This is a genomic window from Acinetobacter sp. TR3 (assembly GCF_027105055.1).
GTDB lineage: Bacteria > Pseudomonadota > Gammaproteobacteria > Pseudomonadales > Moraxellaceae > Acinetobacter.
In genome coordinates this window covers 2023374-2044714 of sequence record NZ_CP114264.1, presented here as the reverse complement: position 1 = coordinate 2044714, position 21341 = coordinate 2023374, and the positions used below count along the sequence as shown (strand labels likewise).

At 38.7% G+C, this 21341-nt stretch carries 20 protein-coding genes; 5 read left to right on the top strand and 15 right to left on the bottom strand.

From position 1 onward, the window contains the following. Nucleotides 1-4 precede the first annotated feature (4 nt). Entirely contained in the window at nt 5-1015 is a 1011-nt protein-coding gene (locus O1449_RS09675; RefSeq protein ID WP_269230027.1) for a helix-turn-helix transcriptional regulator, read from the bottom strand. A gap of 212 nt (nt 1016-1227) precedes the next feature. Here O1449_RS09675 and O1449_RS09670 point away from each other — a divergent pair, with 212 nt between their 5' ends. The 4 genes from O1449_RS09670 to O1449_RS09655 all read left to right on the top strand — a co-directional run bounded on the left by O1449_RS09670 (nt 1228) and on the right by O1449_RS09655 (nt 4994). Continuing rightward, a complete protein-coding gene (locus O1449_RS09670; protein ID WP_269238185.1) occupies nt 1228-2778 on the top strand; it encodes a circularly permuted type 2 ATP-grasp protein in 1551 nt (516 codons plus the stop codon). A gap of 85 nt (nt 2779-2863) precedes the next feature. Further along, nucleotides 2864-3466, top strand: coding sequence for an alpha-E domain-containing protein (locus tag O1449_RS09665; protein ID WP_269238184.1), 603 nt, complete (start codon nt 2864-2866; stop codon nt 3464-3466). Further along, nucleotides 3463-4242 carry a transglutaminase family protein gene (locus O1449_RS09660; protein WP_087536095.1) on the top strand — a complete coding sequence of 260 codons (780 nt, stop codon included), beginning with the start codon at nt 3463-3465 and terminating at the stop codon, nt 4240-4242. The genes O1449_RS09665 and O1449_RS09660 overlap by 4 nt, the downstream gene beginning before the upstream one ends. A gap of 17 nt (nt 4243-4259) precedes the next feature. Then, nucleotides 4260-4994, top strand: coding sequence for a proteasome-type protease (locus tag O1449_RS09655; RefSeq protein WP_087536096.1), 735 nt, complete (start codon nt 4260-4262; stop codon nt 4992-4994). A gap of 45 nt (nt 4995-5039) precedes the next feature. Here the strand turns inward: O1449_RS09655 and alr are convergent, their stop codons facing one another. The 14 genes from alr to ppsA all read right to left on the bottom strand — a co-directional run bounded on the left by alr (nt 5040) and on the right by ppsA (nt 20346). Beyond that, nucleotides 5040-6110: an alanine racemase gene (gene alr / locus O1449_RS09650; protein ID WP_269238183.1), complete on the bottom strand. Its 1071-nt coding sequence runs from the start codon at nt 6108-6110 to the stop codon at nt 5040-5042. 59 nt (nt 6111-6169) lie between these two features. Beyond that, the gene (gene dnaB, locus O1449_RS09645) at nt 6170-7615 is read right to left on the bottom strand and encodes a replicative DNA helicase (protein WP_004661364.1); all 1446 of its coding nucleotides are present in this window, start codon (nt 7613-7615) and stop codon (nt 6170-6172) included. Nucleotides 7616-7797: 182 nt separating this feature from the next. Beyond that, a complete protein-coding gene (gene rplI / locus O1449_RS09640) occupies nt 7798-8244 on the bottom strand; it encodes a 50S ribosomal protein L9 (protein WP_004661365.1) in 447 nt (148 codons plus the stop codon). 12 nt (nt 8245-8256) lie between these two features. Further along, on the bottom strand, nt 8257-8484 hold the full coding sequence (gene rpsR / locus O1449_RS09635; RefSeq protein ID WP_000090661.1) for a 30S ribosomal protein S18: 228 nt from the start codon (nt 8482-8484) through the stop codon (nt 8257-8259). A gap of 11 nt (nt 8485-8495) precedes the next feature. Beyond that, the gene (gene rpsF / locus O1449_RS09630) at nt 8496-8879 is read right to left on the bottom strand and encodes a 30S ribosomal protein S6 (protein ID WP_167248327.1); all 384 of its coding nucleotides are present in this window, start codon (nt 8877-8879) and stop codon (nt 8496-8498) included. A gap of 128 nt (nt 8880-9007) precedes the next feature. Next, entirely contained in the window at nt 9008-9745 is a 738-nt protein-coding gene (locus tag O1449_RS09625) for a DUF3142 domain-containing protein (RefSeq protein ID WP_269238182.1), read from the bottom strand. A gap of 6 nt (nt 9746-9751) precedes the next feature. Further along, entirely contained in the window at nt 9752-11863 is a 2112-nt protein-coding gene (locus tag O1449_RS09620) for a hypothetical protein (RefSeq protein WP_269238181.1), read from the bottom strand. Nucleotides 11864-11950: 87 nt separating this feature from the next. After that, on the bottom strand, nt 11951-12829 hold the full coding sequence (cyoE, locus tag O1449_RS09615; RefSeq protein ID WP_269238180.1) for a heme o synthase: 879 nt from the start codon (nt 12827-12829) through the stop codon (nt 11951-11953). 10 nt (nt 12830-12839) lie between these two features. Next, complete coding sequence (locus O1449_RS09610) at nt 12840-13169, bottom strand: cytochrome o ubiquinol oxidase subunit IV (protein WP_004661369.1); 330 nt, start codon at nt 13167-13169, stop codon at nt 12840-12842. After that, entirely contained in the window at nt 13169-13789 is a 621-nt protein-coding gene (cyoC, locus tag O1449_RS09605) for a cytochrome o ubiquinol oxidase subunit III (protein WP_018678116.1), read from the bottom strand. The genes O1449_RS09610 and cyoC overlap by 1 nt, the downstream gene beginning before the upstream one ends. A 4-nt stretch (nt 13790-13793) precedes the next feature. Beyond that, nucleotides 13794-15785: a cytochrome o ubiquinol oxidase subunit I gene (gene cyoB, locus O1449_RS09600; RefSeq protein WP_269230035.1), complete on the bottom strand. Its 1992-nt coding sequence runs from the start codon at nt 15783-15785 to the stop codon at nt 13794-13796. 3 nt (nt 15786-15788) lie between these two features. Beyond that, entirely contained in the window at nt 15789-16841 is a 1053-nt protein-coding gene (cyoA, locus tag O1449_RS09595; RefSeq protein WP_269230036.1) for a ubiquinol oxidase subunit II, read from the bottom strand. Nucleotides 16842-17140: 299 nt separating this feature from the next. Further along, nucleotides 17141-17902, bottom strand: a complete 762-nt coding sequence (locus O1449_RS09590) for an RDD family protein (RefSeq protein ID WP_269238179.1) — start codon at nt 17900-17902, stop codon at nt 17141-17143. A gap of 65 nt (nt 17903-17967) precedes the next feature. Next, nucleotides 17968-20346 (bottom strand): phosphoenolpyruvate synthase, encoded by a 2379-nt coding sequence (gene ppsA / locus O1449_RS09585; protein ID WP_269230038.1) that lies wholly within the window; start codon nt 20344-20346, stop codon nt 17968-17970. 158 nt (nt 20347-20504) lie between these two features. Here ppsA and ppsR point away from each other — a divergent pair, with 158 nt between their 5' ends. Then, a complete protein-coding gene (gene ppsR / locus O1449_RS09580) occupies nt 20505-21341 on the top strand; it encodes a posphoenolpyruvate synthetase regulatory kinase/phosphorylase PpsR (protein ID WP_269230039.1) in 837 nt (278 codons plus the stop codon).

The window sequence follows — 21341 nt, the reverse complement described above, 5'->3', positions numbered from 1 at the left end:
TTTTTTATTCAGTATTTTCCTCAACCTCTTTCACTGCATTATAAGCAGCAGTAGGTTCAATATTTAGTAGTTTTTTGCCAAAGCTTCTGAGCCACCAAACCAGTTGAGAAGTAAAAGGAACTGTTGCACTAACCTCAACAATATTTTCTTCTAACGGCGTAATCTTTTGGTCTTTACTTAACTGACTTTCATAAAAACTTTTTGCTGTATTTTCTGTCATCGTCAATTTGAGTTGAATCTGTTCAGTTGGTTTGTTGTAATCTACACGGAAACCAAGCGCACCAGATTCAATATAGTTATCAATATCAAAATTTACGGGATGTAAAGCACGGCTATCAAGTACAGTTGCTGCTTTAAAGCGGTGCAAGGCAAAAGTTTGTACTTCAGTTTTATCATTTCTGGTACAGATTAAATAAATTACTGCACCTTTTTGAACCAAAGCTAAAGGATTTAAAATATAGGACTTATCTTCGCCTGAATTGGTTCGTGCTTTATATACACATTCAATTTGTTTATCTTGTAGCAAGCCTTCATAAATTGCTTGTTGAGCTTGTTTATCAACCATCGGAGGGATTAATGGTTGCGAAGCAGGAACAATACGAACGCGATTGATCCATTGTCTGACATTGTTTTGTGTAGACAAACTACGTTTTGCCAGATCAAACCAAGGTGTCATTTCCTCAAGTAAACTTGGCGGAAGTAAGTGTCTTAAATGCTCTTCTACCATCATAAAAGTTACAGCTTGAGAGCTGGTCATATGTGGCAAGCTTTGGATTGGTGCATCTGAACGCCAACGCCAACCTTGCGGTACAGTCTTATTGCTTTCAATGGGAAAGCGTTGAGCAATCTGATTTAAATCCCGCTGAATGGTTCGCAGACTAATTTCGATTCCTTCACGTTGTAATGTTTCTTGTAATTCACGTGTCCCCATCCATTTCCCTGTAGAAAGACGAGACAATATCTGCCATTGGCGATAAAGGCTATTGGAAGTTTCTTTTTCTTGTACGGATGACATAAGCGTAATACGTAATTTAATGGTCTAAAGCAGACACAATAAAAAAACTAGCACTATTTAGCAAGCCCATGATCTTGAGATTACGTATTTACGACTGAAACAACTGTCGATTTATTGAATGATCTTAAGTCTGATGAAAAAATAATCGCTTTATTTAAATGGCATTGAAATTGCTTATTTAAGATATAAATAAATGATGAGACGAGGTTTCTATGTCAGAACAAGAACACAGCCTACATGTCAGTGCGGATTATTATACTCAAGAGCAAACGGCAGCGGTATCAGTCCATTCGTCTACATTTATCCCACAACTTAGTGTCAGTACAAACTTGTTTGAGCAGCTTAAATCTGAGTTTTTTAATGAGATGCTTGATGACAAAAGTTTTAATGCGGAAGCTTCGAAAAAAATTGAACAATGGTTGAGTATTCGTAGTCTCGATGAGTTACGAACACTTGGTAGTCAAGCGAAGCAACATTTCCTTTATCAGGGAATCACATTCAATGTTTACGGCGATCAAGAGGGTGCTGAGCGAACCATTCCTTATGATTTGATTCCAAGAGTGATTGAAAAGAAACAATGGGAAAAAATTTCATCAGGTTGCGCACAACGTGTGAAAGCACTCAATTCATTTTTAGATGATATTTATCATGGACAACATATTTTAAAAGAGGGGCTTATTCCTGCTGATCAAGTGATTGCGCATGAAGCATTTCAGCCACATATGTTAAATCATCATCTTAAAGGGAAGGTTTATTCACAAATTAGCGGTATTGATATTATTCGTGATGGTCAGGGTGATTTCTTCGTACTTGAAGATAACTTAAGAACACCGTCTGGCGTATCTTATATGATTGAGAGTCGTAAGATTAGTCAAAAACTAATGCCTGACTTATGTATCAGTAACAATTTGCAAGGTATAGAACAATATCCAACTTTATTAAGAGCAATTTTAGAAGAGAACGCTTATGTGGATAAGCCACTTATTGTGGTATTAACACCGGGTCGTTTTAACAGTGCTTATTATGAGCATTCATTTTTAGCACGAGAAATGGATGTGCCATTAGTCACGAGTCGAGATTTATTTGTTGAAAATGATCGAGTGTTTGTTAAAACAATCCGTGGTCGTCAGCAAGTTGATGTGATTTATCGCCGTGTCGATGATGATTTCCTTGATCCGTTGACTTTTAGACCTGATAGCACATTAGGAGTCGCAGGGCTGATGTCGGCTTATTTGCAAAAAAATGTTGTGATTGCAAATGCACCGGGTACAGGTGTTGCTGACGATAAATCAATTTATCCTTATGTTGATAAAATGATTCAATTTTATTTGGGTGAAACAGCAATTTTAAATAATGTTCCGACATATCAATGTCGTGATCAAGAACACTTGGATTATGTACTTAATAATTTAGAAAAATTGGTTGTGAAAGAGGCACAAGGTTCGGGTGGATACGGGATGTTGATTGGACCACAAGCAGATCAACAACAAATTGAACTATTTAGACAAAAAATTATTGAAACACCACATTTGTATATTGCACAACCAACTCTGGCACTTTCTGTAGCACCAACATTAACGTCTGAAGGGGTTGCTGAGCGACATATTGATTTACGTCCATTCGTTTTGAGTTCGCCTTATCGTACTGAGATTGTGCCAGGAGGTCTGACTCGAGTTGCAATGCAAGCGGGTTCTTTAGTGGTTAATTCCTCTCAAGGCGGTGGTATCAAAGATACATGGGTTGTAGAAACATTGCATTCTTGAACGCTTTCCTTAAGAGTTTTAGTCCAAAGTCTATAGCCTAGTGCCGTACTTTGGGGATTTTGATCATATATAAGGGAGGAAATTTATGCTTTTACTTAGCTCAAGCGCTCATCATATTTATTGGTTAGGTCGTTATTTATTTAGAATTGGTCATGTTGCTAGCCATTTGCCATTTTGTGATGATGAACAAGCAGCAGATTTTGCTCAAGCACTTTGTTTACATATCGATGATGCTGAGAATCTGAATAATTTTATGCTAGATCATCAACAACCCTATTCTTTATTGAGCCAGCTTGAGATTGCTCGAGATAATATTCAAGAATTACGTGGTTTACTGTCAGCTCAAACCTATGCTGAGCTGAATCATATAATTAAAAATGCAGTATCAGATGGTGAAGAGATTCAAGCCGTCGTAGGGAAGTGTTGTGCTCTTTTAAAAACAGAACAAAACGATGTTTTCTTATTCTTTCATGTTGGACAATGTATTGAAAAAATTGATACGCATTTCCGTTTTCAACATAATATTCAGGATGTTATAGCTTCGATTGATCCGATTATTGAACAGTTATTTGAACTAGGTTGGGATGACTTGCAGCCAAATTGGCAGATTCTAAAAGAGCAACCTTATTTAAATCAGTTTTATGCCTTTACCTATAAGTTAGAAAATCAATTTGAGGCATTCTCATGAAACTCATGGTGAATCATCAAACGCACTATCGTTATACGCAAGTTGCTCGAAATAGTGTGCAATCGATTAAAATGATGCCACAGAGTTCTATGCACCAAAGCATAGAAAACTGGCATATTAGTGTGCCGGGACAATATTCATGTCAAAGAGACGCATTTAATAATTTATGGATTACTGCAACTCAGAGGCATGAATATCGCTACTTGACCATTATGGCACAAGGTGTCGTTGATTTATATGCAACAGAACTCGGCTATGTAGAAACGGATGTTTCTCCAATGCTTTTTTTGCAGCGTACCATGATGACGTGTTGCGATCTAAGTATGCTTGATTTTGCTCAGGCGGTGGTCAAAGTAAAAGATCGTAAGCATTTAATACTTTTATCTGAGAAAATTTTACAACAAGTTCAGTACCAGCCTGAGACCACCTCAGTGACGACTGCTGCAATTGATGCATTTCATGCAAGACAAGGTGTATGTCAAGATCATGCACATATTTTAATTGCAATGTGCCGTGGATTACATTTACCAGCTCGTTATGTGTCTGGCTATATATATGATGCAAATCAACCGCACCTAGCCAGTCATGCATGGGCTGAGGTTTTTGTAGAAAATGAGTGGTATTGTTTCGATGTAAGTAACCAGATATTTACCCCAAAAAATCATATTTATGTCGCAGTTGGTCGTGATTATCTAGATGTTGCACCAATTCGAGGTATCCGTGAGCAAGGTGGGATGGAAAGTATGATATCTACGGTTCAAGTTTTGGCTTGTTGAAGGTAAGAGAAGAAGAGATGACCTATTGTTGTGCATTAAGATTAGAGCAAGGTTTGGTATTGATTAGTGATACTCGAACTAATGCAGGGGTCGATCATATTTCTGTATTTCGTAAATTACATACCTTTGGTGTTGAAGGTGAGCGTTTTATTGCATTGCAAACAGCAGGTAATTTAGCAACAACACAAGCTGTTATTGGTCATTTACAAAATGCTTTAGCATTACATCAAGAGCCAAATTTATATAGCGCAAATACCATGTTTGAAGTTGCTGAATTAATTGGAAAGACTTTGCGTAAGGTACTCGAGGATGTTACGACCGATACTCAGGAACAGATGAACTACTCGTGTAGTATTTTGGTGTGTGGGCAGATACAGGGTGAGGAAATGCAACTGTATAATGTCTATCCACAAGGTAATTTTATCTGTGCGACTACCGATACCCCATATTTCCAGATTGGTGAAAGTAAGTATGGAAAGCCAATTTTAGATCGTGCACTGCACTATACGATGCCATTAGATGATGCGTTACGTTGCAGTTTGATCTCTTTTGATTCAACATTAAGGTCTAATGTTTCTGTTGGATTGCCTTTAGACGCGTTGGTTTATCATAAAGATAGTTTTAAAATTCCTGAAGGGAAACGCATCCGAGAAGATGATCCTTACTTTACCCAAATTAGTAAACAGTGGTCTGATACCTTGCGCCGTGGACTTCAAGAGTTACCAAAGCCTACGACTGATTATGGTTTGTAATCATCTAAGAAAAATCCAAGCAAAGGCTTGGATTTTTTATCTGTTTTAAATCACTTTTCGAATGGGTCTATTACTTAACCGACATAATAATTCGTAACCAATCGTGCCATTTGCCGCAGCGACATCATCGACGAGTCGATGTTTGCCCCATAGTTCTACTTTAGCACCTAATTCAGCTTTAACCTGAGTAACGTCAATCGCAATCATGTCCATGCTGACACGACCAATAACAGGAACAAGTTGTTGATCAATCGCAACGAAATTTGGTTTTAAATAAGCACGTGGGTAACCATCACCATATCCAATGGAAACAATGGCAATATTTGATGGGCATGAAGCCGTAAAGCTAGAACCATATCCTACAAATTCACCTTGTTGAATTTGATTAAGCGCAATGATTTCTGCACTAAAGGTCATTACAGGCTTTAAATCAAGTTCATATATATTTTTGTCAGCAAATGGACTTGCGCCATAAAGCATGATACCTGGGCGAACGAAATCGAAATGCAATTCAGGATATTTATAGATCGCAGCAGAGTTACAGCATGATGCTAAGATAGGGGCGCATGCTTCTTTGACATGGAGAAATTGCTGCTTTTGTTGTTCATTTAAAGGGTGATCGGCATCTGCATTGGCAAAATGCATGGTGAGGACACAGCTAAAGCCTTCCGATTTTAAACGTTGGATGACATCGATAATTTCAGTCACTTTAAAGCCTAAACGGTTCATTCCGCTATTTAGCTTGACCCAAACTTTTAAGCCCAAAGCATTATAAGCTTGCTTATGCTGAATCAACCATTCAACTTGCTGACTTTGATGAATCAGGCATTCGAGTTTGTGCTCAATTACTTGTTGCATTTCATCTTCTGAAAATACACCCTCAATCAAGGTGATTGGCTGAGTATATCCGAGTTGCCTGATCTCTAAAGCTTCTTCTAAACAGGCGACACCAAAGGCATCTGTTGCATCCAAGGCGGCTAAACAGTCTTTAACTCCATGTCCATAGGCATTGGCTTTGACCATACTGACAATTTTTGAATGTGGAGCAAGTTGTTTAACACGATTTAAATTATATTGTAGTGCATCACTATCAATATAAACTGTTGCTTGGCGCACCCTGATTTCTCCTTTGGGTCGACATGGAAAGTATTTAAGGCAGATCAATAACTGAGGGACTATTCCTCGTCATCGTATTGAGCATAGAACTCAGGTGAAAGGTTACTAAAGCGAGTGTATTGACCTTCAAAGGCAAGACGCACTGAACCAATTGGACCATTACGTTGTTTACCGATAATAATTTCGGCTGTACCAGCTTCTTTAGACTCTTTGTTATAGACTTCATCACGATAGATAAACATGATCAAGTCGGCATCTTGCTCGATTGCGCCTGATTCACGTAAATCTGACATTACAGGCCGTTTATTTGGTCTGTTCTCCAAACTACGGTTCAACTGAGACAGTGCAATGACAGGGCATTGCATTTCTTTGGCCAATGCTTTTAAGCTTCGAGAAATTTCGGAAATCTCACCCACACGGTTATCGCCCATGCCCGGCACTTTCATCAACTGTAAGTAGTCGACCATGATACAGCCGATTTTTCCATCATGCATTTTGGCAATACGTCGCGCACGCGCACGAAGTTCGGTTGGCGGCAGAGCAGAGGAATCATCGATATAGAGGTGCATTTCTTGTAATTGAAGAATAGTGCCTGTGACTTTGGTCCATTCGTCTGCATCAAGATTACCTGAACGTAGATGCCCCTGATGGACTTTACCCATTGCTGAGATCAAACGCATAGCAATCGAATCTGCTGGCATCTCCATTGAGAATACGAGAGCAGGTAAGCGGTTGTATTGCAGTACACTTTCAACTAAGTTCATGGCAAAGGTAGTTTTACCCATCGAAGGACGGGCTGCAACAATAATCAAATCCCCAGCTTGCATACCTGAGGTTTTATTATCTAACTCTAAGAAACCTGTGGTTAAACCTGTAATATTGCCATCTAATTTGGAAAGTTCATCGAGTTTAGAAATCACATCAGCAGTGACAGAGCTAATCGATTTTGGCCCTGAATCTTTCTTGTTGTTGTTATGCTGTTCGGCCAAAGAAAAAATACTGGTTTCCGCTAAATCTAGGATTTCACTGACAGGGCGACCTTTGGTGTCATAAGCATTTTGCAAAATATCACTACTGACTTTAATCATTGCACGTAGTGTTGAAAATTCTTTAATTTTATTGGCATAGATTTCAAGATTGTAAAAGCTTGAAGGTGAATCTGCCATCAATTGCATTAAATATTCTTCACCGCCAATTGCATCAAGCAGGTTCTGTTTGAGTAACCAATCATTGACCAATACCGCATCATAAGGCGAGTTTTCTTGTGCTAGTTTTTCGATGGCACGATAAATATATTTATGACGTGTCGCATAAAAATCATTTTCTTTAAGCAAATCGCTGACTTGTTCAAATGATTCGGCAACTGTCATTAACGCCGCTAATACAGCTTGTTCAATTGCGAGATTGTGCGGTGGTGTACGAAATTCTTTTAATTGACCTGAGTCACTCACTTTACTCTCTGTGTTTGGAGAATTTTTCGTAAAATTGGCATTCGCCTGTGACATAACAAGACCTAATAAAAAGATGAAACTGTAACGACTGACTATCTTAATCCAAATGGATGCAGACAGGAGAATTTAATTGGAAGAAAATTGTTTAATTGGTGGAAAAGTAGAGTGTACTAAAATATAAAATTTTAGACATAAAAAAAAGAGCATGTAAAAACATGCTCTTTTCTTTGCAGAAATTACTCAGATACGATAGTAACGAGAACTTCAGCAACAACATCATGGTGCAATTGGATTGCGATGTTGAATTCACCAGTGTGACGAAGCGCACCGTTTGGTAAACGAACTTCTGCACGGTCAACAACAAGACCAGCATTAGTTAAAGCATCAGCGATGTCACGAGTACCGATAGAACCGAAAAGTTTACCTTCGTCACCAGCTTTCGCAGTGATTACAATGTTAACTTCGTTCAATTGTTCAGCACGTGCATTCGCAGCAGCTAATACTTCAGCTTCTTGTCTTTCAAGTTCAGCACGACGTGCTTCAAAAGCAGAAGTGTTTGCTTCAGTAGCAGCGACTGCTTTACCTTGAGGAATCAAGAAGTTACGACCGTAACCAGCTTTAACTGATACTTTGTCGCCTAATTTACCAAGATTCTTAATGCGTTGTAATAAGATAACGTCCACAGCTCACCTCACTTACTTATGGTTGTCAGTGTACGGAATCAAAGACAAATAGCGAGCTTGTTTAATAGCTAACGCTAATTGACGTTGATAACGAGCTTTAGTACCTGTAATACGGCTAGGAACAATCTTGCCGTTTTCAGTGATGTACTGTTTTAAAGTGTCGATATCTTTGTAGTCGATGTACGCAACATTCTCAGCTGTAAAGCGGCAGAACTTGCGACGACGGTAAAAACGTGCCATTGAGGTTCTCCTTATTCAGCTTCTTGAATTGCTTGTTGTGCTTCTTCACGTTGAGCTTTACGCGCACGTTTTTCTTCAGCACTCTTAGCAAGTAAAGATTCTTCAGTAATTGCGTTTTCACGACGGATAATGATGTTACGAATGATTGCATCGTTATAACGGAACAATTCTTCTAATTCATCAAGAGTCGTTTGACCACATTCAACATTCATAAGAATGTAGTGTGCTTTGTGAATCTTGTTGATTGGGTAAGCCAATTGGCGACGGCCCCAATCTTCTAAACGGTGAATTTGACCTTCAGCTTCTTTGATCTGAGAGATATAGCGTTCAACCATACCTACAACTTGATCGCTTTGGTCTGGGTGTACCAGTAGTACGATTTCGTAGTGACGCATTGTCAGCTCCTTACGGTTTAAGCAGCCCCTAACTAAAAAGTTAGAAGCAAGGAGTCATAACTAAAAAGTTATGTCGCAAATTGCGAAGCTGGGATTTTAGACACATTTCATTTAAATCGCAAGTAAATTCATGTTTTAGATCGAAGTAAAAAGATGACATAGCCTTTAAAATGAGGGTCATTAAGATTGTTTGAGTTATTTTGACGTAACCCATTTTGTACAAAACCGATTTTGTAAGGCAGTTGTATTGCAGAGATACGTTTTAAATATTGTGGGTAATTGGGAATGGTGGTTGTACCTTGATAGGTTTGGATCACCAGTTCACTGATATTATTTTTCAAAATAGTTAAAGTTTTCTGATCCTTAAAATTTGTCCAGTCAAGTAATCCTGTAATGCTAAGTTGATAATAGGGAGGAAGTCTTTTTCTGAAATTTTCTAGAAAAAGGGCATATTCTTTTAAATCATGGGTTTGACTGTCGAAATCAATTTGAATTCCCTGAACTTGATTCCCTTGATTCCTCCAATGTTCTAAACGTTTGAAAACAGTTTGATAGTTTTGTTCGTTCCAAACCAGATGATGTGTTCGAAAAACTAACCAAATTTTCTGATGTGGTAATTTTAAGATAGAAACACCTTGTGGGATCAATATAGAGCTGTGTTTTTGTTTTGAATATCGAATTTCTCCTTGCAAAATATACAGTTCTTTTGCCTTACTTAAGTAAGGCGCAGATTGAATGTTTCCCCAAATCCAAAATGAGTCGAAATGATTTGCATCAATTGTTGATGTTGCGGATTGTGCAGGTTGGCAAGCAAATAAGTTAAAAATAAAAAAAGTGAAAATGATTGCTTTCAGCCACTTCAACATCGTCAATTACCAATAATATTTCAGTGATTTTGCCCAAATGGTATTTGGATAATCTGTTTTGATTTGATCAAACCATTGTTTGCGGACAGATTTGTTTACTTCATTACCACCACAATCATTAATACCACTTGGCGCATAACATTGTATTGCGCGATAAAGGGCGTAAGCTTGTAAATCACTTTTGCTTGATGATTTGATGAGATCTTGATAAATCTGACCACGAGCAAAAATTTTTCCTGAAAAATTTGATGTTTGTTTTTCATTATAAGAAAGTTGCTGCAACGAATATCCTTGTTCACTACGGAAATATTCTCCTAAGCAAACATTTAATAATGGATCTTTAGGTGTTTGAGCCAATTGATTAACTAAAGTCTCTAAATTTGAGCATTTTAGTTGCGGTGTAATATTCGCTCCATTCCAAATGAAATTAGAAAAATCTGGTTTGTTTTTTAATTGTTCATTATCACTGTTATAACCTTTGTATTGCATGGCATTTTTGGGCATAAAAGCATAGCTTTGTTTAAACAATTCGAATTGTTGATGTACTAAGCTTTTACTCAGAAGGGTGTAGATCGCAGCTTGTTTTTGATCTATGTTACTTGGATCAGATTGAATTAATTTTTGCAAACTGTTTGTATCTGCGATTTGGGTAATAAAATTTCTCTGTAGGTTCGGCTGAGTAATTTGAGCTTTTTTTCCTATAAATGCTGAATAGTCCTGTTTTATTGCCAAATGATTGGATAATGCTGTTTCAAATAAACCGCGTTGATAGCTGTCTTTGGCCTGTGCAAGTTGCTGACGCCAATATTCTTCAGCATTTTGAGGTTGTCCAATTTTTTCTAAAATTTGTCCTCTCAAAAAAGTTTGGCTTAACTGCAAATAACTACTATTTTTAGCATTTGCTTTAGCTAAGTAATTTTGAGCTTCTTGAGCTTTATTTTGAACAAAAAATAAGTGAACAGCTTGTAAATATTGAAATAGTTCAGGTTGGGTTTTGAAAAAATCTTTTTGTGCATTCAGTTGTGCCCAAGAAATCGGACGATAATTCTCTGAACTCGATTCACGCATATGCATCAAATCATATACTGCCAAAAAGAAAGGGTCTTTTAGATTGTTAACATTAAAAGCTGAGCTATCGAACACTCGGCGATCAATTTCGGCGGGAAGTTCACTCATTTCCAAATTATAAAATTTTGATGTTGGGTTTTTGAGTTGCCAGACAATTTCATTAACCAATAAATCTTGGCGTTTTGAAAGCCAAAAACCACGACGCATAAAACCACGCGCACTCGCGATATATTGTCCATTTGGATAGGCTTTGAGGTAAGTGGTGATATTATCCAAAAATTGTTTGAGTAAATTTTGGTTAATATTGTCTAAATAGACATCACCATATTTATCTACACCAGTTGCATAGGCTGAATTCAGCGATGTCCGAATTAACATATATTGTGATGTTTCTTTTAACCACGTATCTTCAATGGTGGTTAAGACGGTATAAATTTTAGTCGCTGCTGAATAATTGCTATTATAAAACAGAATACTCGCATTTAAATAAGAAGCATATTGACGTGTTGTGATTGACCAATTGGGATTAATCGCAATCAATTCAATTTTGTCACCACACTGATTCATTTTCTTGCGTTCAGAAATCAAAATTTGCTTTTCTAGATTTGGAATTACTTTATTATTTTGCACTTGTGTATTAAAAGCTTGATTACCTGAATCAAAGCTCGTGCAACGTTCGTCAAAAACGGTGTCATTTCTTTCTAATAGTTTTCTTTGATTTGGCATTTTATTCTGAGTCAGAGATGACAGATTCGCTGCATCAAAAGGTACCGTTCCATATACCGCATCCCATAAATTGGCATCAGCTGTCATTGGCTTAATTGTTGCAAGCCCTAAGTCGCTGAGTAGTAACGTCATATTTGTTTGACTATCATTTGCTGGATATAACACAGGAAGATTGCTGCAACCATTTAAATTTTTGTCATTTATGGCAAGGTTTGGCTCGCAAAATTGCTCTACACCAGCATAGGTGATTGGGCTATAGTAAATTGCCAGTGAAAGCGAAGAATAGACAATTGATTTGAATATAAATTTGTTTTGTAGTTTCATTTAGGCAATAAAGGGTGAAATGTTTTTATTGCACGAAATGATAACAAGTGAAGCGGGGAATAAAAAGACAGAGATGTCTCTATCTTTTTAAAAAATAGGGAGGAAGGGTGCAGGGCTTTTAAATGTAAAGCTAAAGCTCAAACTAATCACAGTAATTAAGATTACTGAAAAAAGGAAAAAGCGTTTTGCCCAAAGCTGATCATCTTCAGCTTTAAATCCTAAAATACCAATGTAAAACCAGTAAATACAAAGTGCATTACAGATGACCAAGAAAATAATATTGGTATATCCATATATATACAAAGCATTCATCGCAACAGTGAATAAAACCACATAGATCAGCGATTCGATTTTAGTTCTATGAATAGAACGTGCAACAGGTAAAATAGGCACGCCTGCATTTTTGTAATCTTCAAAACGATAAATCGCAATTGCCCATGAATGCGGCATTTGCCATAAGGCATATGCAATAAAAATGAGAAGAGCAGCCATATCGAAATGATGACTTACAGCCGTATAACCAATAACAGGTGGACTCGCTCCAGAAATACTACCAATCACGGTTTGATGGATCGTGGTACGTTTCGTCCACAAACTATAAAAACCGACATAGACAACAAAACCAATCACAGCAAACAAAAATGCATAGGCATTGACATAGAACCAAAGCATACTAAAACCAATCGCACCTAATACAAATGCATAGCACATCGCAATCGTAGGGGAGATCGTTTTCTTAACAAGAGCACGGTTCATGGTGCGTTGCATTTTTTGATCGATGTCTTGATCAATTACATTATTCACTACACAACCAGAAGCAACAACAAAAGTTGTTCCAATTAATGTAAGTAGTAATAAGAGGATGTCTATAGAGCCTTGAGCGGCTAAAAAGAAGCCGCCCAAGGTGGTAATAAAATTACCGAAGAGAATTCCTGGTTTAGTCAGGAATAAGTACTTTTTCCACATGACAATCAGTTTAGATCATCATGTTGTAGTGTAGGTAATTCATAATCCACACAGAGCCGACTAGAAGTACAGCGATACATAAAATTGTGTAGATAAATGCAATAAGGTTCCAACGTTGTTCAGATGATGTATTCATGTGTAAGAAATACACAAGTTGTACAATTACCTGAGCAACAGCAGCGATTGCAATAACAGTAACTAAGATGCCACGGCTAAATCCGCCCGCCATCACCATCCCGAATGGGATGATGGTGAGGATAACAGATAGGATAAACCCAACAGTGTATTGCTTAAAGTTACCGTGCGACGCACCTGCAGCATTATGGTCATGACCACTCATTAGAGAACTCCCAGTAAGTAAACGACGCTGAATACACAGATCCAAACGATGTCAAGGAAGTGCCAGAACAAGCTTAAGCAAGCAAGACGACGTGTATTCGCTAATGTCAAACCATTCTTTTTGATTTGATACATCAATACCAACATCCACACTAAACCAGAGGTTACGTGAATACCGTGTGTACCAACCAAAGTAAAGAATGATGATAAGAATGCACTATGCGTTGGACCATGACCTTCATGTACAAGGTGATGGAACTCATTGATTTCCATACCGATGAAGGTTGCACCGAAAAGGAATGTGATAAATAACCAAGTAATCACTTGATTCACATTCTTTTTATAAGATGCAAGCACTGCAAAGCCAAACGTTACAGAAGAGATCAAAAGGGCAAAGGTTTCACCTAATACATAACCCAATGATTCACTGAATAAGTCTTTTGCACTTGGAGTACCTGGTGGAATATGACTGCTTAATACAGCGAACGCAATGAAGAGTGATCCGAAAAGAATCAAGTCACTCATCAAATAAGTCCAGAAACCAAAGACCGTTAAGTCTGTATCATCATGTTCGTGATGACCGTCATGACCGTGGTTGTCGTGATGAAGTACTTCAGCCATTTCCTTAGTCCTTCTTCAAGTGTTTTTCAAGTAAAGCATAGCGTTCGTTTTCAATACGCTCAACTTCAGCAGCGGGAACATAGTAATCAACATTCTTTGTGAATGAGCTTACGATCAAGCTAACAACTGCAGCAACGAATGAAACAACGACTAGCCACCAAATATGCCAAATGAGTGCAAAGCCCAATACAGTAATGAACATTGCAATGACAAAACCAGCAGCACGATCAGTCGGCATGTGGATGTCTTCATATTTAGTATCACGTGCGTATGCTACACCATTTTCTTTGTCAGTCCAGAAACGGTCAATACCGCTAGCATCTGGTACATGTGCAAAGTTATAGAATGGAGCAGGAGATGACGTTGCCCATTCAATGGTACGGCTATCCCATGGATCACCTGTGTAATCCATGTTGTCTTTACGTTGTAAGAAACCAACGATGATTTGCATTAAGAAACATGCAATACCGATTGCAACAAGAACAGCACCAAACAATGCGATTGCTAAGTATGGGTCCCATTCTGGGTTGTCATATGTATTCAAACGACGAGTCATACCCATGAAACCAAGGATATAAAGCGGCATGAATGCAAAATAGAAACCGAAGAACCAGAACCAGAACGCAGCTTTACCCCATGCTTCGTTGAGCTTCCAACCAAACATTTTCGGCCAATAGAAGATGATGCCGGCAAACATACCAAACACCACACCACCGATAATTACGTTATGGAAGTGAGCGATCAAGAAGAGTGAGTTGTGTACGAGGAAGTCCGCAGGTGGAACCGCCATTAATACACCAGTTAAACCACCGATACCAAATGTGATTAGGAAGCCAAGCGTCCATAACATTGGAGTAGTAAAGGTGATGCGACCTTTATACATTGTGAATAACCAAGAGAAGATTTTCACACCTGTAGGAATCGCAATAACCATGGTCATGATACCGAAGAACGCGTTAACGTTCGCACCAGCACCCATGGTGAAGAAGTGGTGAAGCCATACAACGAACGCAAGTACAGTAATCGCAATCGTTGCATACACCATAGACTTGTAACCGAACAACGCTTTACGAGAGAAGGTTGCAACGATTTCTGAGTATAGACCAAATGCTGGTAATACCAAGATATATACTTCAGGGTGACCCCATGTCCAAATCAAGTTCACATAAAGCATTGGACTACCGCCAAGCTCATTGGTGAAGAAGTGGAAGCCGAAGTAACGGTCTAGCGTCAACATTGCAAGCGTACCTGTTAATACAGGGAATGATGCAATGATTAATACAGCCGTACAAAGTGAAGTCCACGTAAAGATTGGCATATCCATCAATTTCATGCCAGGCGCACGCATTTTAATGATGGTAACAAAGAAGTTAACACCAGATAAAAGTGTACCAAGACCAGAAACCTGAAGAGCCCAGATGTAGTAGTCAACACCAACACCAGGAGAATATTGAATGCCAGATAGAGGAGGGTAAGCCATCCAACCAGTCGCAGCAAATTCACCCAATACTAATGAAACCATCATCAAACCAGCAGCACCAGCGAATAACCAGAAGCTTAAAGAGTTTAATAATGGGAAAGCAACGTCACGTGCACCAATCTGTAAAGGTACAGAGATGTTCATCATACCAACAACAAGACCCATTGCTACGAAGAAGATCATGATTACGCCGTGTGCCGTAAAGATCTGATCGTAATGGTCAGGATGTAGGTAACCTTCACCGCCGCCTTTCGCGAGGAAAAGTTGTAAACGCATCATGATCGCATCGGCGAAACCACGCAAAAGCATGACCACAGATACGATGATATACATGATACCGATTTTCTTATGGTCTACTGATGTAAACCATTCATTCCATAAGTATCCCCATTTTTTGAAATAGGTAATACCGCCAAGAACTGCAATTCCACCAAGTGCCATAAGGACCATGGTGACAAGTACAATTGGCTCTGTTGGGATAGAGTCCCAACCCAGTTTACCAAAAATCATATCCATGTCTTATTCCCCTTGAGCAGCGTGTTCAGCTGCAGCATGAGTTTCTGCTGTTGCATGTCCAGCAGAGTGGTCAGCACCGTGATAGTTACTCATATAGCGGTTGATGATTGTTTCAAACAACTTAGGCTCAACAGAAGAGTAATAAGTCACAGGGTGTGGCTTAGTCGGGAACGGTTTCATTGCTTCAGCTTTAGCAACTGCTTCTTCATCACCAGCAGCTTTAGCACGATTCACTAAATGCTCGATCTGATGCTTAGAACGATCACCATCTTTAAGCGTTGCTAACTCAGCTTGGTCAAGTGTACCTTTTTGAATCGCTTCAGCATTGATACTTGTACCATTACCAGCTTTAACAGCTTCTACCCATTTTGCAAATTCAGCTTCAGTTACGCTGTGTGCTTTAAAGCGCATTTGAGAGAAACCGTAACCTGAATAGTTTGCTGAGAAACCACGGAATACACCTGGTTCATCTGCTAACAAGTGAAGGTGAGTTTGCATACCCGCCATTGCATAGATCTGACCACCTAACTGTGGGATGAAGAACGAGTTCATCGTAAAGTTAGACGTAATCTTAAAGCTTACAGGCGTTTTTTCTGGGAAGCGTACTTCGTTTACCGTTGCAATATTTTGCTCAGGATAGATAAAAATCCATTTAAACTGTTCAGCGACAGCTTGAATAGTTAATGGTGCTTTATCTGATTCTAACGGACGGTAAGGGTCGTACTTGTGGGAACCCCACCAAGTTAACCAAGCTAAAATACCAATAATAATGACAGGAACACCCCAAACAACGATCTCAATTGTCGTAGAGTGTGCCCAAGTAGGTTTATAGTCTGCATCTTTATTCGATGCGCGATATTGCCAACCAAACCATAATGCCATTACGATTGATGGAATTACCACCAATAGCATTAGATAGATCGCAGTCATCATCAGGCTACTTTGACCTTGACCAACTGGACCTTTATTGTTTAGAAGTACCATATCACCACCACACCCAGTTAAGAGTGCAGCCATCGTTGATAAAGACAATACAGCTAAAATCGTTTGTCTCATTTTACAACCTCGGTGAAGAGTCCCATTCCCTAATTAAATTATGGGATAGCGATTAAAGTGTCGCATGATTGATAAGAATTTTTTGTGAAATGCTTAGCAATCATGCGACACCGCTACGTTGTTGGGCATTATGCCTCATATTGAAAAACTAAGCTATATCTAACACGGTCAGAAATACTTGTTTTAAAACCCGATTTATTTTGTAGGAATTGTTATTTAATTGTATATCTTTTCTATAAATATCAATTTTCTATGTAAGAAAAGAGGAATAAATCCTCTTTTGCTTAGTTAATTAAAAATTATTGCTTTACGACCTTAGTTTTTGCCAATTTATCATGCAAAGTTTGACGATTTTTATTAAATGCAAAGAAAGCATAGTCGATAATGGTAATAAATGGCATAAACAATAAATTCAGAATGATAAATAAAGCACTTCTCAACCAAAAAGCTCTAATCGTATTGACTGACGCATGTGTTTCAGCATCTACGATTTTAATTTTGGTTATTTTTTTACCAATGCTTTGTCCTGATTTTGCAATTAAAAAAGCTTGTAGCATCAGCATAAGGATCAAATAAACAAAAATACTCATCCATGCTTCATTTGGAATAAGCTGCATAAGTTGCTGTTGTAATTCAACAGCTTTGCTTGATGCGACTTGAGCAGCTTGTAATTGTTTCTGAATCTCGAATAGTTCAGCATATTGACTTTCATTGAAGAAGAAAGATGGGATCGCTGCCATGGGCAACCAAAGTGTTAAATCAATTACTTTGGCAAGTAAACGTGAGTGAAAAGAAGCAAGTTCAGTCGGTTTTTGTTCAACTTTGATTTTAAAAGCTGACTGCTCAGTTTTATTGTTAATTTGATGATTGAATGATGAATAACCTACAGGTTCGTAGACAAGTTTTCCTTGAGTGAGTTCGCCAAGAGTTTTCCATTCACTCATACCTTCGTGCCAAACCAAGTCTGTAAGTAATACTTGTTGGCTAGAAAGCATTTGGTTCAGTTGGTCTAAACTATAAGGTCCAGCTTGTTGGTTATTACGAGCCAAGTAAATTTGCATAATTAAAAATTCTCAATGACTAAAGATGAAAAAAGACCCTACGAAAGGGCCTTTTTTTAAAAAGACTAGGCTTTCTTGATTTGTTCTTCAGCAAGGAAGAACCAAGTATCAAGCACTGAGTCAGGGTTAAGTGACACAGATTCAATACCTTGTTCCATGAGCCATTTAGCAAGGTCAGGGTGGTCTGAAGGACCTTGACCACAAATACCAACGTATTTTCCTGCTTTACGGCATGCATGAATTGCCATAGAAAGAAGGGCTTTAACCGCTGGATCACGCTCATCAAATAAATGAGATACGATACCAGAATCACGGTCAAGACCAAGTGTTAATTGTGTTAAGTCATTTGAACCAATTGAGAAACCATCAAAATGTTCAAGGAACTGTTCAGCCAATAAAGCATTGGTTGGAAGCTCACACATCATAATGATTTTGAGGCCATTTTCACCACGTTTTAAACCATTTTGAGCAAGCAACTCAATCACACGTTTTGCTTCAGACACTGTACGCACGAATGGAATCATGATTTGAATATTGGTTAAACCCATTTCATCACGGGCTTTCTTCAAAGCACGGCACTCAAGCTCAAAACAGTCACGGAAGTTGTCAGATACGTAACGACTTGCACCTCGGAAACCCAACATCGGGTTTTCTTCTTCTGGCTCGTATAATTTACCGCCGATTAAGTTTGCATATTCATTTGACTTAAAGTCAGACATACGAACGATGACTGGTTTTTCAGCAAATGCAGCTGCAAGTGTTGAAATACCTTCAACTAACTTTTCTACATAGAATTCGATTGGCGAAGAATAACCTGATGTACGTGTCATTACAGCAGCACGCGTTTCACGTGGTAGGCTGTCAATATTGAGAAGCGCTTTAGGATGTACACCGATCATACGGTTAATGATGAATTCAAGACGTGCAAGACCAATCCCTTCATTTGGAATTTGAGCAAAGTCGAATGCACGGTCTGGATTACCAACATTCATCATAATCTTAAATGGAAGTTTTGGCATTGAGTGAATTGAGTTACGTTGCACCTCAAAATCTAATGCGCCTTCATAGATAAAGCCTGTATCACCTTCAGCACATGAAACAGTGACTTCTTGACCATCGGTTAATACTTCTGTTGCATTACCACAACCCACGATTGCAGGTACACCTAACTCACGTGCAATGATTGCAGCGTGACAAGTACGGCCACCACGATTGGTCACAATCGCTGCGGCGCGTTTCATTACTGGCTCCCAATCTGGGTCAGTCATGTCTGATACAAGTACATCACCGTCTTGTACTTTATCCATCTCTTTAATCGAGGTTACAACACGAACTTTACCAGAACCAATGCGTTGACCAATTGAACGACCTTCACAGATGACAGTGCCACGTTGTTTTAATAGGTAACGTTCCATTGTGCCGACATTTTGACGGCTTTTAACAGTTTCAGGACGTGCTTGAACGATGTAGATTTGACCATCATCACCATCTTTCGCCCATTCGATGTCCATTGGCGAGCCGTAATGTTGTTCAATAATCAATGCTTGTTTAGCAAGTTCATGCAATTCGTGATCATTTAATGCAAACTGTTGACGTTCTGGTTTTTCAACATCAACGACAACAACGGATTTACCTGCTGCGCCTTCTTCACCATAAATCATTTTTTGGTGTTTAGAACCGAGGTTGCGGCGTAAAACTGAATGTTTACCTGCATTTAAAAGTGGTTTAGATAGATAGAATTCGTCAGGGTTAACAGCTCCCTGAACAACCATTTCACCCAAACCGTATGATGCAGTAATAAATACCACATCACGGAAACCTGATTCTGTGTCTAGCGTAAACATTACACCTGCAGCACCAGTCTCTGAACGAACCATACGTTGTACACCTGCAGATAGGGCAACAACACTGTGTTCAAAACCTTGATGTACACGGTAAGCGATGGCACGGTCATTATAAAGCGAAGCAAAAACTTCTTTAATTGCGATAAGAACGTTATCAATTCCGCGAATATTTAAAAAAGTTTCTTGTTGTCCTGCAAAAGAAGCATCAGGTAAATCTTCTGCAGTCGCAGAAGAACGTACAGCAACAGCGATGTCTGGATTACCGTTTGAAAGTGCTGTAAACGCGTCACGAATTTCTTGTTCTAAATTAGCAGTAAGTGGGGTATCAACGATCCATTTACGGATTTTAGCACCTGTCTCTATAAGTGCGCTTACATCATCAACATTTAGCTGCTCAAGTTCAGCCTGAATTCGAGCATTTAAGCCGCTTTGATCCAAGAACTCACGATAGGCAGCTGCAGTTGTTGCAAAACCACCAGGTACCGATACACCAGCATTGGATAAATGGCTGATCATTTCACCCAAAGATGAGTTTTTCCCACCTACGAGTTCGACATCGTGTTTCCCTAATTTTTCCAGACCGATTACGCGCGCTTCCAAAGTATTTACTCCACTTTTTTTGCAGTATGAATGACCATCATTGGTATGAAATTATACGAATGTGCTTAGATTTAGTATTTTACTAAGCGACAGTCATGTTAGATGAGTTTACTATAAAGATTATAGAGCACTAAGACAAATGTTTAAGGAGAATTTTGATGCCTGAAAGTAAACAAATTAAACGGAGTGTATTTTTTATTTCGGATGGTACTGCAATTACCGCAGAAACCCTTGGACATTCACTACTTGCGCAATTTCCGAATGTCGATTTTGATATTCATATTATGCCTTATATTACCACTGAAGAAGCTGCAATGAATGTGGTTGTTGACATCAATGGATGCCAATCAAGAGATGGATGTTTACCACTTGTTTTTGACACATTGGTAGACCCCAATGTCCGTGAAATTATTAATACAGCTAAAGCCGTAAATTTGGATGTTTTCGAGGGATTGATTAGTAAACTTGAGCAAGAGTTGGGGACACCACCGACAACTTTAGTTGGACAGACCCATGCTGTAACAGATTCTGAATCTTATAAGGCTCGTATTGATGCAGTACATTTTGCATTAGACAATGATGATGGTGCTCGAACTCGTCATTATGATAAAGCTGACTTGATTTTAGTTGGCGTTTCTCGATCTGGGAAAACGCCGACCTCGATTTATTTATCATTACAGTTTGGAATTCGTGTTGCGAACTACCCTTTAACCGAAGAAGATTTAGATGATAATCGTCTACCTGCTGTGCTACGAGCACACAAAAATAAGCTCTTTGGTTTAATGATTGATGCTGAGCGGTTGGTCGCTATTCGTAGCGAAAGAAAAGCCAATAGTCGTTATGCAAGTTTCAGTCAATGCCAAATGGAATTACGTGCCATAGAGGGTATTTATATTTCTGAAGGTATTAAGTATTTGAACGTCACTGAAATGTCGATTGAAGAAATTTCAACGCGTATTTTACAGTTGACTGGTTTAAAGCGTCGTATTGGATAA